This window comes from Streptosporangium sp. NPDC020145 (assembly GCF_040631275.1).
In the GTDB taxonomy this organism is placed as follows: Bacteria; Actinomycetota; Actinomycetes; order Streptosporangiales; family Streptosporangiaceae; genus Streptosporangium.
Window position 1 is genome coordinate 49,406 of the sequence record NZ_JBEXZT010000029.1, and the last position, 12,142, is coordinate 61,547.

The following is a 12,142-nucleotide window of genomic DNA, read 5'->3' on the forward strand; positions in this document are numbered from 1 at the left end:
AGCCCACGCGGGACGTTCGGGGTGCTCGGGTCAGCCGCAGCAGTCGCCGCCCTGGGAGGTCCCGGCGGTCGCGCTCACGGTGGCGAGGGGAAGCGGGGTGGACAGCAGGCCGCCGCTGATCCCGGTGGCCAGGCCGACCCGCTGTTCCTGGGCCTCGGCCAGGCCGGAGGAGCACACGCCGGTCTCGGGCAGGTCCAGCCGTACGTCCCGGGCGGCCTGCCAGTCGCCGGCCAGCGCCGCGACCACCGAGCGGGCCTGCTCGTAGCCGGTGGCCAGCAGGAAGGTCGGGGCGCGGCCGTAGCTCTTGACCCCCACGGCGTAGTAGCCGTCCTCCGGGTGGGCCAGCTCGTCGGCGCCGTGCGGCGGCACCGTGCCGCAGGAGTGCGCGTTCGGGTCGATCAGCGGCGCGAGGGCCCGGGTGGAGCCCAGGACCGGGTCCAGGTCGAGGCGCAGCTCACCGGCGATGGTGTGGTCGGGGCGGTAACCGGTCGCGCTGACGATCCGGTCCACCGTGACGCTCCGTTCGTGGCCGGACGGGTCACGGCTGATCACCCGCACCCGCTCGCCGTCGCGTTCGACGGCGTGGGTGAAGAAGCCGGTCACCAGGCGGATGCGGCCGCTTTCGACGTGGGCGTGCAGGCGGGTGCCGAGCGCTCCCCGCGCGGGCAGCGCGTCCGCCTCGCCGCCGCCGTACGCGCGGGTGGCGTCGCCCGCGCGGATGGCCCAGGTGATCGGGGTGTCGGCCAGCTGGGCGAGGGCGAGCAGCGTGGTGGCGGCCGAGTGACCGGCGCCGACGACCAGGACATGCCTACCGGCGTAGCGGTCGTGGTCGGCGCCGAGCACGTCGGGCAGCGCGTGGTCGACCAGGTCGGCCGCGTCGGCCTCGCCGTGCGCGGGCAGGCCGGAGGCGCCGAGCACGTTCGGGGTGACGTAGGTGCCGGAGGCGTCGACGACGGCGCGGGCGTGCAGTTCGCCGCCGTCGGCCAGGCGGACCAGGAACGGCGCCCGCTCACGACCGGCGGTGCGGACCCGGTCGTAGCCGAGCCTGCTGATCGCCGTCACCTTCGCGCCGGTGCGGACCCGGTCACCGAACAACGCGGCCAACGGCGCCAGGTAGTCCTCTATCAGCTCGGCCCCGGTCGGCAGCCACTCCTCATCGGGGGCGTTCCAGCCTCCGGCCTCCAGCAGACGGCGCGCGGCCGAATCGATGTCGTACTTCCACGGGCTGAACACCCGGACGTGACCCCACCGGGCCACCGACGCGCCCACCCGCTCGCCCGCCTCAAGCACCACGAAGTCGAGGCCCCGCTCGGCCAGGTGAGCCGCCGCGGCCAGCCCGACCGGCCCCGCGCCGATGACCACGACGGGCAGGTCATCGAGCCGTACGGCCTGGCGACTGGCCTCCAGCTCGACGGTGGTGGGACCGCAGCATCCGCTCATGGTGCCTCTCCTCATCGTTCACACGGGCCGTACCGGTCCGCGCTGCTTCGAAGCCTGTCTAAGTAGCTTCGTCGGCAGGATGCCCGACGGATTAGAGGTGTGTCAAATTAGATGTGTGTCTAATCAGAAGATGTGCGAAGGCGGGGCCACTCGACCCCGGGCGCGCCGACGGGTCGCGCGCAGGTGGCGGGGGAGCGCGACGACGCTCCGGCGGGCGTCGGCTGGCCCGCGCGGACGCGTGGACTTGATCGCCTGTGGTGGGCCGATGATCACTGCCCCTACGTCCTGATTAGCCACTCCATGACAGCCAAGGACCGCTCCAGTTCGGCCTGGTACACCGCGGGCCTAGCCTTGGCCAAGCCCCGGCGGATCGCGACGGCCTCCTCGGCGGCGGCTAGGGCTTCCTCGCGCCGCCCCACCTCCCCCAGCTGGACCGACAGGTTGTTCAGGCTCATCGCGAGGTCGGGCAGGTGGGCGTCCGGGTGTGCCCGGGCCAGCTTCCGGTAGATGGCGGCGGCTTCTTCGATGGCGGCCAGGGCTTCCTCGCGCCGCCCCACCTTCCCCAGCTGGACCGACAGGTTGTTCAGGCTCCCCGCGAGGTCGGGCAGGTGGGCGTCCGGGTGTGCCCGGGCTAGTTCCCGGTAAACACCGGCGGCTTCTTCGATGGCGGCCAGGGCTTCCTCCCGCCGCCCCACCTTCCCCAGCTGGACCGACAGGTTGTTCAGGCTCCCCGCGAGGTTGGGCAGGTGGGCGTCCGGGTGTGCCCGGGCCAGCTTCCGGTAGATGGCGGCGGCTTCTTCGATGGCGGCTAGGGCTTCCTCGCGCCGCCCCACCTTCCCCAGCTGGACCGACAGGTTGTTCAGGCTCATCGCGAGGTTGGGCAGGTGGGCGTCCGGTTGTGTCCGGGCTAGTTCCCGGTAAACACCGGCGGCTTCTTCGATGGCGGCCAGGGCTTCCTCCCGCCGCCCTAGATCCCCCAGCCAGGCCGACAGGTTGTTCAGGCTCATCGCGAGGTTGGGCAGGTCCTGGTGGTCGCGGTGCCAGGTGGTCAGGCGGGTGGTGAGGTCGACGGCCCATCCGGCCAGTACCTGGCTGTACTGCGGCAGGTGGTCATGCCAGGCCTGCACGGTGGTGTGCGGCAGGTCGGGAACGTTCAGCATCTGCTGCAGGGCGTCCAGCAACGGGGCTGGGCGTTCGGCCTGGGGAGCGACCTCGATCGCCGCCGGTACCAGCACCGCAGCCTGGCGTGCGCACAACGCGGTCAACGCCGCGTCCAGGCTGCTGGCGAAGACGCGGTGGCCGGCCGCCCGGGTGTAGATGGTCAGCAACTGCACTGCCTGGGCCGTATCGGCTCCGATGGTCAGTCGGTCGGCCAGGCCGGGCCGGGTGAGCAGGTGGCGGCCGATGAAACGCTCGGCCACCAGGTCCGGCTGCAGTGTCCCCCAGGGCTGGTGAGGGTCGGTCGGCGGGTAGAGGGCGGCCAGCCAGTCGCGTACCCGCTCACGGCGTTCGACGGCCGACCGCTCGGCCAGCGCGGGGAGACGGGCCAGCAGCGCCAGGGCCTGGGAGTGGTCGGCGGCGCCCAACGCGATGGCTGCGGCCAGGGCATCGGTCAGGACCTGAGGCAGCACCAGCCCATCGCGGGTACGGTCATACAGACCGAAGACGACCGCGGCGGACCTCCAGTAACGCTCCTCGTGTTCCAGCAGCCGGTCCTCCACCCCGGCCGCCTCCGCCCAGCCCGCCTCGTGGCCGCCGTCCACAGCCGTTGCGCCGGTGGCGGCGTCCAGCAGATCGGCCAGCGCGCTCATGTGCAGGGTCAGCGCGTTGCCCCGTTGCGCCGCGTCCAGCGCGGCCGGCAGGGGCAGGGCGGCGGCCAGGGCGCTCCATGACTCCCCGGCCCCGGCGAGGGTCGGCGCCTGTTGCAGGGCGCGGGCGAAGGCGAGCGCGGCTTGGCGGTAGGCGTGCCCGCGCTCTGCCGGGTTCTGCTCCAGGGCCTGCAGGTCAATGAGGGGAGCGTGCTCCAGCAGGGCCCCGTTGGTGTGGGAGGCGTGTTTGAGGCTGTGCCACCACGAGCCGGCGGTGCGGGCCACCAGCAGTACCTTCAGCGGGCAGGGGCTCTCCAGGCGGGTGGCGGCCTCCAGCAGGGCGGTGACCTGATCGGTGCGTGATTCGGCGTAGTCGATGACCACCAGCAGCCCGGCGGCGGTGTCGGCGATCACGGCCAGATCGGCAGGGGAGGCGTTCGGGCGCAGCCACAGCGTGCCCCACCCGGAGGCGGCCAGTTGCCCGGCCAGGTGGGTGGCCAGGCGAGTCTTGCCCTGCCCGCCCACACCGTGCAACAGAAGCGCCCCGAACCCCGGCAGGTCGGCCCAGGCGTTCAGTCGCGCCAGGACGTCCTGGCGGCCGTGGAAGGGCACGATCTGGCGGCGCGCCCGCAGCAGGCCCGCCGGTGAGACCCCGATCCCGCCGGGCACGACGACTGCGGCGGGGTCGGCCGCTTCGGCCAGGTGCTGGAACTCGATCGGCTCCAGCACCACCCCTTCCCTTTCCTCGATCGCGCTGTGCTCGCCCAGCACGGCGCGGAAGGCCGGGTCGTGGTGCAGCACGTAGGCCGGCACCGCCTCCAGATGGCTGTGACCGCGCCCTGCCGGATCGGCGGTGATGACCCCGGCCAGCAGGTCCCCGCAGAACAGCGCCGCCCCCGACATGCCCGCCCACGGCGAGGATCCGTCCATCGGCGCTTCGGGGGCGGTGCCGGTCACGGCCATGACGTAGCGGTCGCCCACGTAGCGGTCGCCGGGGTTGAGGGTCCCGGAGGGCTGCAGCAAATCAGCCGGACGACCTTCGCGCTGCACCAGGGCGGGCAGCCCCCAACTCTCGCACGGGATGCCGGGCCGGTAGGTGAGGGTGCGGCCCCAGCACACCGCCCGGCCCGGCGGCGGCCTCCAGGCCTGGTCGTCGATGACGACCAGGGCGGCGTCGTCGCACCCACCTGGTGTGCCCGACCACACCACGCGCCCACAGTAGGTCTGCGGATGTCCGGGATGGAACACCTCCACCGGCGAGCCGGTCGGGCCGGTCACATGGGCGGAGGTCAGCACCAGTCGCGGCCCGACCACATACCCCGACCCCCGCCCGGACGCGGCCACCGAGGTGGTGGTGACGACGGCGACCACCCGCTGACGCTGCACCCGCGCTCCCTTCCGCAGAAGGCCCCGGCATCGGCGCCGAGGCCCTGGACTGGTCGAACAGCAGGCCGGACAGTCAGCGGCCCAGGTGCCCGCCGACCTCGCCCGGCCCGGCGATCTGCCCGGAGGTGTCGGTGATCAGCAGGTCACCGCCGTCGCGGTGCTTGGGCGTGAGCGTGACGCGAACGGTGTGGGTCCGTGCCCGACTCACCCCCGCTTCGGCGTCGGCGGAGACGACCCAGGCCTTGAACCCGGCCTTGGCCTTGGCGTCGGCCTTCAACTCCACGGCGAACTCCAGCTCGATCGGCCCCACCGCGAACGCGATGTGGCTGCCCGCTCCGGTGACCGCCGCCTCCAGCAACTCGTCACGCAGCCCTTCGACCGCCTTGGACAGCTCGATCTCCACTCGCCCACCCCTTCCGCCACGGCCCCTCACCGTAAGACAGACGCTCCGCCCGCCGCCCGGGTTTCCCCGCCATTTCAGGCGATTACGGATCGGCAGGGTCTCGCGGGGGAACGGGTGATCAGGCGTCGAAGGCGCCGGTGTTCACGCGGCCGATGAATGAGCGCCACTGGGCGGGGGTGAAGGCCAGGGCGGGGCCGGAGGGGTCTTTGCTGTCGCGGACGACGATCAGGTTGGGGAGGTTGGTGGCCACCTCCACACAGTCGTTGTTGCCGCCGCTGAGGCTGGACTTGCGGAACTGGGCGCCGGTCAGGTCAGGGGACATGGCTGTTTCTCGCCTTCGTTGGGTTCCTGGTCCTCACTGTGTGAGCTGTCCCTGACATGCACAAGGCCCCAGCGCCGTACGGTGCCGGGGCCTCGAAGAGAGATCAGGCGGCGAATGCGCCGGTGCTCACGCGGCCGACGAACGAACGCCACTGGGCGGGGGTGAAGGCCAGGGCGGGACCGGAGGGGTCTTTGCTGTCGCGGACGGCGACCAGGCCGGGGAGGTTGGTGGCGACCTCAACGCAGTTCTCGCCAGCGCCGCTGAGGCTGGACTTGCGGAACTGGGCGCCGGTCAGGTCAGGGGACATGGCTGTTCCTCGCCTTCGTCGGGTTCCTGGTCCTCACTGTGTGAGCGTCCCATCGCACATGCAAGACCCCGGCGCCCGTGTGGGTGCCGGGGTCCAAGAGTGAAGATGCTCAGGCGTCGAAGGCGCCGGTCCTTACGCGGCCGATGAACGAGCGCCACTGGGCGGGGGTGAACGCCAAGGCCGGGCCGGAGGGGTCCTTGCTGTCGCGAACGGCGTGTCCACCTTCGGGTAGTGAGGCCACCTCGACGCAATCGCCTCCATCTGCGCTACTCAGGGAGGACTTGCGCCAGGTGAGGTTCTGGGCCTGGGTGCGATCCACGGTTTTCCTCACTTCAGTTGTTCGGCCAGGTTCATCATGCGCGCCACTGAGGCTTCCACTGATAGGGCGCTTCCTCGTATGTGGTCGTATTTGAGCGTATAGCGCTCAATTTCCTCTGTTCCTTCGAGGTACAGGTCTCCGTTGGTACCCGTTTCGATGTAGACAAGCTCGGGGTCGTCCGGGGTGGGGTACGACAGGATCGTGAACGCGCCTGACATGGACGCATGAGCGCCTGCCGTGTTCGGAACCACTTGGATGCCAATGTTCGGACGAGCCGCCATGTCGATCAGGTGGTGAATTTGTGCACGCATGACCGCAGGGCCTCCCACGTGCTTGATGAGTGCCGCCTCGTCGAGGATCACCCACAGATTCAGGGGGTGATCGCGTTCCAGGATCTGTTGCCGAGCGAGACGGGCATGAACGCGCCGTTCGACCATGTCTTGATCAACAATCATGCCGCCGCGAAAGACAGCACGTGCGTAGTCGGCGGTCTGGAGCAGGCCTGGAACGAGCAGGGCTTGGAAGACGCGGATCTTCGATGCCTCGGTTTCGAACTCTACGAGGCTGCCTCCCAGTTCGGCACGTAGCTCCCCTTCCCACCATCCCCGTTCACGTGCCTGACGGGCCAGGGTGCTCATCGCCTTCCGTACGGCCTCATCGGTGACGCCGTACACGTCGAGCATGTCGGTCACATCGCTGACGGTGGGTCTTCGCCACTCGTTGCGTTCTATCCGGGTGACCTTGGATGCGGGCCATCCGAGAAGCTTGGCCGCCGCTTCGGCGGTGAGGCCAGCGTCACTACGGGCTCGACGTAGTGCGGCGGACAGGCGCCGTCGTCTCACCGTGGGGCTGTAGATGTGGGTCATCGGGGGTGCCTCCTGGCTTGAGAGGCTCACGGTAACTTATTTTTGGGTATTGCTCATTTGGGTATTGCGAGTTGACCACCGAAGCGGCACTATGAGTTCCCAGGCAACGACTGTGAGTGAGGGAATCATGGCAGAGCTGGCTGCGACAGGTTGCGCCGGACGGCACTTCGGCCTCCGGGGCTGCTCAGTCGTCGGCGGCCTGCCACTCGTCCTTGGGGCGGACGAAAGTTCCGACGCCCACCTCCCCTCGCACGAAGCCCTCCTTCTCCAGCCGGGCTATCGCCTTACGGATGGTGTTGCGGGCCAGGTCGGGCCACTCCTGCTCCAGTTGGCTGAGACTCGGGATCGGAAACCCGGTCTTGTACGTCCCGGCCTCCAGGCGCTCTCGCAGGATGTCGTACACCTGCTTCCATCTGGCCCTATCTAGCCGCCATCCAGGGAATGACTCCAGAGATCCGCTCACGAGCCAGACCGTAGAGGGCTGGCGCCTTGCACGCTCTTGTGGCATAGGGCGAGATAGCCGCGAGCCTACCGTGGTAGGGCAGGACACACTAGAGCGCCTACCAGGCAACTTAAAAGAAACGACCTGCCCGGCGTTGCACCGCCGGGACAGGCCCTCTATCAGGAAGGTAACTCCTGACGTGAGTAAGAGTAGTGCTCCGGGCTTTGGCTCGGGCACGTCGATTCGGGACGGTTGTGGCTGTTTCGCCGGTGCCGTGCCGCTGCCCATGGGGTGTGCCCGGTGTGGGCATTCCCCCTATGCCCACGGCTGTTCCGCCCAGGACGGGCATGAGTACGTGCAGCCGTCCGGGGCGTTGATGGACGCCCGGCTGCAGGCTCGGCGTGCGTACGGCCCGCAGGTCCTTCCGGCGCCTCGGCCTCCGGTTGAGGTCGCGCCGGGGGAGGTGGTTCCGCTGGTGCCCGGTCAGCGTCGTCCCGATCCTGATCCTGAGCCGGGGGCGCCCGCGATGGTTCCGGCCGCGAACGCCGTACCGGCTGGTCCTGCGGAGGCGGCCGACGAGACGCCGGTGTCCCCGGGCGATCCCGTCGCCGTTCCGGAGCGGGTTCCGAACGTGGATAAGCCGGTCGTCACTCCGGAGCGGGGGCCGGAGGCCGCGCCCGTCGCGCCTGCCCGGCCGTCGCCGCCTCGACGAATTCGGCGTCCCGCCCCCGGCGTTCCCCGGGCGGGGATCTCCTGGGCGAGGTTGCGCCAACCCGGCCACTCCGGCGGTGTACGGCCCGCGAGCGGCAGGCCGTACCGGGGCGGAGACCGATGTCCCGTTTCCCGCGCTCGTGTTCGGGTTCCGGCTGTTTCTTGTCCCGCAGGGCAGGCCCGTCTGGCGAACACCCCGCCCAGGCACGCCTCTGATCGGATCACGGAGGTCCAGATCGTGCAGCACACCCCCGACCGCCCGGTGATCCCGGGCTGGCGGTTGCTCATCAGCAGCGCGGGCCGGTTCTGGGCCTTCCGCAACCGGCCCTTCCCCCGCCTCGCCGTACGGGCCGGGGCGGAGTCGGCGGTGGACGCCGACACCTTCGACGAGGTCCAGGCCGTCATCGCCGCGCAGGAGGAGAAGGCCCGCACCGTTGTTGAGGGGGTGCCCTCGTGACCGGGCGGCACCGCGACGGCCAGCCGTACGAGCCGGTGTACCGGAGGGTGTGGGACGGCCCGGCGAAGGCGGAGGCCGAGCGGATCGACCAGGCGTGGGCCGACTGGACCGTCCTCTACAGCCTGGGACGGCGCAGCTTCTACGCGGTCGCCGCCTGGGGCGGTTCTCGGCCGGTCATCGTCGAGGACCCAACCGGCGACGGGTTGGAGGAGCGGATGCGGGAGGCCGAGATGATCCGGGCGACGCGGTCCGCGGCGCGGCCTGCTCCGGCGCCGGTCCGGCGTAGGAGGGGTGGGGCCGGTCGTCCGTCTTCCGGGGCACGGAACGAGGAGCCCGGTGGGGAGACGGTGTCCGCCGGAGGACGTTCGCCGGACGGGAGGGCCGCGTGATGCCGACGGCCCGGGTGCCTGGTCAAGGGGCCGAGTTCTCCGATCGAGCCTGTGACACCGTGCAACAGGCTCATCCCGGCTGGCTGGTCTTCCACAGCTCGCGGTCCGGCCTGTGGAGCGCCTACCGGAGCGCCCTGCCCGGCAGGCCGTACGCCGGGGACGCGCTGTTGGTGCGGGCGGAGTCGGCCGAGGAGTTGGACCGCAAGCTGGCCGCCCAGACGTCTCCGGAGGTGCCGCCGAGCATCCGGGCCGTCGCCGTCGCCCGTGCTCTCCAGAGCGCTCGGGCCAGGCAGTCCGCCCGGATCTCCCGGGCCGTTCAGGCCGTTGGGCCAAGCCGATCCACGGCGTTGCGCGGGTTGCTGCGCTCCTGAAGCCGGTACGGCGGGCGGAGGAACCGTATCCGTCGTACCCCATGAACGTGCGGCTCAGGTAGGAGGGACCTGGGCCGCACACCCTCGCAAGACGGCTCCCACACACGCCGAGCGTGTTGGGGAAGGGGGAGCCGTCTGGCGCACCGGCCCCATCCGTGGGGCCGGTCCTCCTCCAGGGTGCCCGGCCGCATGCTCCCCGGCTCGGGGCCGGGCACCCGCCCCGCGAAAAGGGTCGAAGCCCTGACCTCACGGCCCGAACGACGTGTGTTCCCTGCCCGCCTCCGAACCGGGACGACCATGACCGACGACGAACGGCGCCTGATCGACCTGCTCATCAGCACCCACCCCGCCTGGCGGTACGAGGAACACGACCTGCCCGGCCTGCCCCGGTGGTGGGCCGTCCGCTACCACCCCCTGCGGCCCGACCAGCGCAGAGCCGGAGCCAGGGACGTGCTCGGCCGTACCACCCTGCACCGGCTGGCCAGAGCGCTGGCACGCCACGACCAGATCCTGCACACCCTCCGCTACTGAGACCCCCAGGAGTTCCCCATGGCCGCCCTCAAGGCCGTCGCCCCCGACGGCACCTTCACCACCGGACCGGACACCGTCGAACGACTCCTCACCCCCGGCGAGGTCGCTCGGATCTTCGGCGTGGACCCCAAGACCGTCAACCGGTGGGCCCTGACCGGCCGCATCCCCTCGGTGCGAACCCCCAGCGGCCAACGCCGCTACCGCCAGAGCGACATCGGCGCCCTGCTGAGCGGGTAGGCCCGCCGTACCACCAGGTCACATTGAGGCTCCGCGGCCCCGACGACCGTGGTGTGGGGGATCCGGGCATCGTGGAGCAGTCGAGCACGCCGGGTGGAGGACCCGTCCACGCACGGCTGACCGGTCGGCGAGTCCGTTTTGTGGCGCTGCCCGAGCACCGTCCCAAGCCCAATGTGGGCAGGCCGTGACGACCCGGCGGACTTCCTCGACACGGAGATCGGGGAGACAATGGGGCCGCGCAGATCTCGTCCAGAGAAAGCGGCTCCGATGGACTTTCGCGACGACGTGGACCTCGACGCCTCCCAGGTCGAGGACGTCGGCGGCGGTGGCGGCGGGTTCCCCGGCGGGGGGCTCATGGTCGGCGGCGGTGTCGTCGGTGTGATCGTGCTGGTGGTGGCGGCGCTGTTCTTCGGGATCGACCCGGCGGCGCTGCTCGGCGGCGGTGACGGTGGCGCCGGTGGCGACGGAGGGGCCCGGCGTCCCGCGACCTCCGGCTCCGACCTGGGCGCCCAGTGCCGCAAGGGCAGCGACGCCGACCAGTCGGACAGGTGCCGGGTGGTCGGCGTGGTCAACAGCGTGCAGGCCTACTGGCGTGAGGCGTTCACCGAACGCGGCAAGGGCGCCTACCGCAACGCCAGGACCATCCTGTTCACCGGGGGAGTGAACACCGGATGCGGCCAGGCCAGTTCGGCGGTCGGCCCGTTCTACTGCCCGGCCGACAGCCGCGTCTATCTCGACCTGGGCTTCTTCGGCGACCTTGAGAGCCGTTTCGGCGCCAGGGGAGGTCCGTTCGCCCAGGCGTATGTGATCGCCCACGAGTACGGTCACCACGTGCAGAACCTGATCGGCACCTCCCGGCGGGTCGGCGACGACCGCAGGGGGGCCGAGAGCGCCTCGGTCAGGCTGGAGCTCCAGGCGGACTGCTACGCGGGGGTGTGGGCCAAGCACGCCGTCGAGACCGGCTTCTACACCGGCCCGTTCACCGCCGCCGACATCCAGGAGGCGCTGGACGCCGCGGCGGCCGTCGGTGACGACAGGATCCAGCGGCGCACCCAGGGCAGGGTCGATCCCGAGGGCTGGACACACGGCAGCGCCGAACAACGGATGAAGTGGTTCACCACCGGCTACCGAACGGGAGCCCCCGCCGACTGCGACACCTTCTCCGGCGCCCTCTGAGACCCGTCACTCCACCGGTCGCAGGGCGTCGGCGGCAGCTCTGACGAACGCGCGAACGAGCGGAGTCTCGTCCGAGGTACGCCAGACGAATGCCCACCGGGAGCGGGGGGCGTCCCGGATGGGGACGAAGGCCAGGCTGGGCCATGGGTAGAAGTCGACCGCCTCGGCGGTGACTCCGGCGGTGGCCTGGCCCGAGGAGACGACACTGAGTGCCTCCTGCCAGGTGGTGACCTTGGGGCCGCGGCGGACGGGGCGGCCGGAAGGGGTGTGCCAAGGGTTGAAGACCTCCTCCATGTAGCGGGGGATCGACTGGCCCTCGACCACGACGCAGTCGCCGAGATCCTCAAGACAGATGCTGTCCCGTCCCGCGTAGGGATGGTCGGCGGAGACCATCAGCATCACCTCGGAGGTGTGCGAGACCGGTCCGACGGTCAGCTCGGGCTCGCGGATCGGCAGCCACAGGTAGGCCACGTCCAACTCGCCCGACTTGATCAGGTCCAGGGGGGAGGCCGGCTGGATCTCGCGGTGCTGGAGGCGGGCGTCCGGGTGGCGGGCCAGGAACAGGTCGAGAACGTTCTTGATCCGCAGGGAGTACGGGCCGGTGGTGCCGAGGGTCAGTGTTCCCGCGGTGCCGTCGGCGGCGGCCTGAGCGGCCGCGATCCCCTGCTCGATCTGCCGGTGGCCGCTCTTGAGCGCCTGGTACAGCTGCTCGCCGAGCGGGGACAGGCGCACGACTCGGGTGGTGCGGTCGAACAGGGGCGCGCCGATGCGCCGTTCCTGCTTTTTGATCGTCTGGCTGACGCGGGCCGGGCTGATGCCCAGCCGCTCGGCCGTACGGCTGAAGTGCAGCTCCTCGGCCGCCACCAGAAAGATCTCGATCTCTCGCATCTCCACGGGCGGCCTCCGGATTATTTAGTTCAGGGTTAAAAGACGTTATCGGATCCGTCGTTGATGCGACGCTGACGGGTCGGGGAGGC

The 12,142-nt window shown here is 70.7% G+C and carries 15 protein-coding genes; 6 read left to right on the forward strand and 9 right to left on the reverse strand.

Going from position 1 to position 12,142, the window contains the following annotated elements:
* Nucleotides 1–30: 30 nt before the first annotated feature.
* The 8 genes from ABZ463_RS34810 to ABZ463_RS34845 all read right to left on the reverse strand — a co-directional run bounded on the left by ABZ463_RS34810 (nucleotide 31) and on the right by ABZ463_RS34845 (nucleotide 7,314).
* Complete coding sequence (locus tag ABZ463_RS34810; RefSeq protein ID WP_362782869.1) at nucleotides 31–1,440, reverse strand: FAD-dependent oxidoreductase; 1,410 nt, start codon at nucleotides 1,438–1,440, stop codon at nucleotides 31–33.
* A gap of 278 nt (nucleotides 1,441–1,718) precedes the next feature.
* Nucleotides 1,719–4,634 (reverse strand): tetratricopeptide repeat protein, encoded by a 2,916-nt coding sequence (locus ABZ463_RS34815; protein ID WP_362782872.1) that lies wholly within the window; start codon nucleotides 4,632–4,634, stop codon nucleotides 1,719–1,721.
* 73 nt (nucleotides 4,635–4,707) lie between these two features.
* Complete coding sequence (locus ABZ463_RS34820) at nucleotides 4,708–5,037, reverse strand: trypco2 family protein (protein WP_352015462.1); 330 nt, start codon at nucleotides 5,035–5,037, stop codon at nucleotides 4,708–4,710.
* A 118-nt stretch (nucleotides 5,038–5,155) separates the two neighbouring features.
* Nucleotides 5,156–5,359: a DUF397 domain-containing protein gene (locus tag ABZ463_RS34825; protein ID WP_362782876.1), complete on the reverse strand. Its 204-nt coding sequence runs from the start codon at nucleotides 5,357–5,359 to the stop codon at nucleotides 5,156–5,158.
* Between the two features lie 103 nt (nucleotides 5,360–5,462).
* On the reverse strand, nucleotides 5,463–5,666 hold the full coding sequence (locus ABZ463_RS34830) for a DUF397 domain-containing protein (RefSeq protein ID WP_362782879.1): 204 nt from the start codon (nucleotides 5,664–5,666) through the stop codon (nucleotides 5,463–5,465).
* Nucleotides 5,667–5,775: 109 nt separating this feature from the next.
* Nucleotides 5,776–5,985, reverse strand: a complete 210-nt coding sequence (locus ABZ463_RS34835) for a DUF397 domain-containing protein (protein ID WP_362782882.1) — start codon at nucleotides 5,983–5,985, stop codon at nucleotides 5,776–5,778.
* Nucleotides 5,986–5,993: 8 nt separating this feature from the next.
* Nucleotides 5,994–6,851 carry a helix-turn-helix transcriptional regulator gene (locus ABZ463_RS34840; RefSeq protein ID WP_362782885.1) on the reverse strand — a complete coding sequence of 286 codons (858 nt, stop codon included), beginning with the start codon at nucleotides 6,849–6,851 and terminating at the stop codon, nucleotides 5,994–5,996.
* 184 nt (nucleotides 6,852–7,035) lie between these two features.
* On the reverse strand, nucleotides 7,036–7,314 hold the full coding sequence (locus ABZ463_RS34845) for a winged helix-turn-helix domain-containing protein (protein ID WP_362782888.1): 279 nt from the start codon (nucleotides 7,312–7,314) through the stop codon (nucleotides 7,036–7,038).
* Between the two features lie 928 nt (nucleotides 7,315–8,242).
* Here ABZ463_RS34845 and ABZ463_RS34850 point away from each other — a divergent pair.
* The 6 genes from ABZ463_RS34850 (at nucleotide 8,243) to ABZ463_RS34875 (ending at nucleotide 11,165) form a co-directional block, all read left to right on the forward strand.
* Nucleotides 8,243–8,461 (forward strand): hypothetical protein, encoded by a 219-nt coding sequence (locus ABZ463_RS34850; RefSeq protein WP_362782891.1) that lies wholly within the window; start codon nucleotides 8,243–8,245, stop codon nucleotides 8,459–8,461.
* Complete coding sequence (locus ABZ463_RS34855; RefSeq protein WP_362782894.1) at nucleotides 8,458–8,850, forward strand: hypothetical protein; 393 nt, start codon at nucleotides 8,458–8,460, stop codon at nucleotides 8,848–8,850. Before ABZ463_RS34850 ends, ABZ463_RS34855 begins: the two co-directional genes overlap by 4 nt.
* Nucleotides 8,851–8,909: 59 nt before the next feature.
* Nucleotides 8,910–9,221 carry a hypothetical protein gene (locus tag ABZ463_RS34860; RefSeq protein ID WP_362782896.1) on the forward strand — a complete coding sequence of 104 codons (312 nt, stop codon included), beginning with the start codon at nucleotides 8,910–8,912 and terminating at the stop codon, nucleotides 9,219–9,221.
* Nucleotides 9,222–9,518: 297 nt separating this feature from the next.
* Complete coding sequence (locus ABZ463_RS34865) at nucleotides 9,519–9,752, forward strand: hypothetical protein (protein ID WP_352015454.1); 234 nt, start codon at nucleotides 9,519–9,521, stop codon at nucleotides 9,750–9,752.
* Nucleotides 9,753–9,770: 18 nt separating this feature from the next.
* The gene (locus ABZ463_RS34870; protein WP_362782899.1) at nucleotides 9,771–9,989 is read left to right on the forward strand and encodes a BldC family transcriptional regulator; all 219 of its coding nucleotides are present in this window, start codon (nucleotides 9,771–9,773) and stop codon (nucleotides 9,987–9,989) included.
* A gap of 267 nt (nucleotides 9,990–10,256) precedes the next feature.
* Entirely contained in the window at nucleotides 10,257–11,165 is a 909-nt protein-coding gene (locus ABZ463_RS34875) for a neutral zinc metallopeptidase (RefSeq protein WP_362782902.1), read from the forward strand.
* A gap of 6 nt (nucleotides 11,166–11,171) precedes the next feature.
* On the opposite strand, the gene ABZ463_RS34880 is transcribed toward ABZ463_RS34875, so the two are convergent.
* Nucleotides 11,172–12,053, reverse strand: coding sequence for a LysR family transcriptional regulator (locus ABZ463_RS34880; RefSeq protein WP_362782948.1), 882 nt, complete (start codon nucleotides 12,051–12,053; stop codon nucleotides 11,172–11,174).
* Between the last annotated feature and the right edge of the window lie 89 nt (nucleotides 12,054–12,142).

What these genes read in the sequence shown, in the direction of transcription:
- ABZ463_RS34810 (WP_362782869.1), bottom strand. Translation starts at nt 1,440, where the DNA reads ATGAGCGGATGCTGCGGTCCCACCACCGTCGAGCTGGAGGCCAGTCGC.
- ABZ463_RS34880 (WP_362782948.1), bottom strand. Translation starts at nt 12,053, where the DNA reads ATGCGAGAGATCGAGATCTTTCTGGTGGCGGCCGAGGAGCTGCACTTC.
- ABZ463_RS34865 (WP_352015454.1), top strand. Translation starts at nt 9,519, where the DNA reads ATGACCGACGACGAACGGCGCCTGATCGACCTGCTCATCAGCACCCAC.
- ABZ463_RS34825 (WP_362782876.1), bottom strand. Translation starts at nt 5,359, where the DNA reads ATGTCCCCTGACCTGACCGGCGCCCAGTTCCGCAAGTCCAGCCTCAGC.
- ABZ463_RS34875 (WP_362782902.1), top strand. Translation starts at nt 10,257, where the DNA reads ATGGACTTTCGCGACGACGTGGACCTCGACGCCTCCCAGGTCGAGGAC.
- ABZ463_RS34870 (WP_362782899.1), top strand. Translation starts at nt 9,771, where the DNA reads ATGGCCGCCCTCAAGGCCGTCGCCCCCGACGGCACCTTCACCACCGGA.
- ABZ463_RS34840 (WP_362782885.1), bottom strand. Translation starts at nt 6,851, where the DNA reads ATGACCCACATCTACAGCCCCACGGTGAGACGACGGCGCCTGTCCGCC.
- ABZ463_RS34830 (WP_362782879.1), bottom strand. Translation starts at nt 5,666, where the DNA reads ATGTCCCCTGACCTGACCGGCGCCCAGTTCCGCAAGTCCAGCCTCAGC.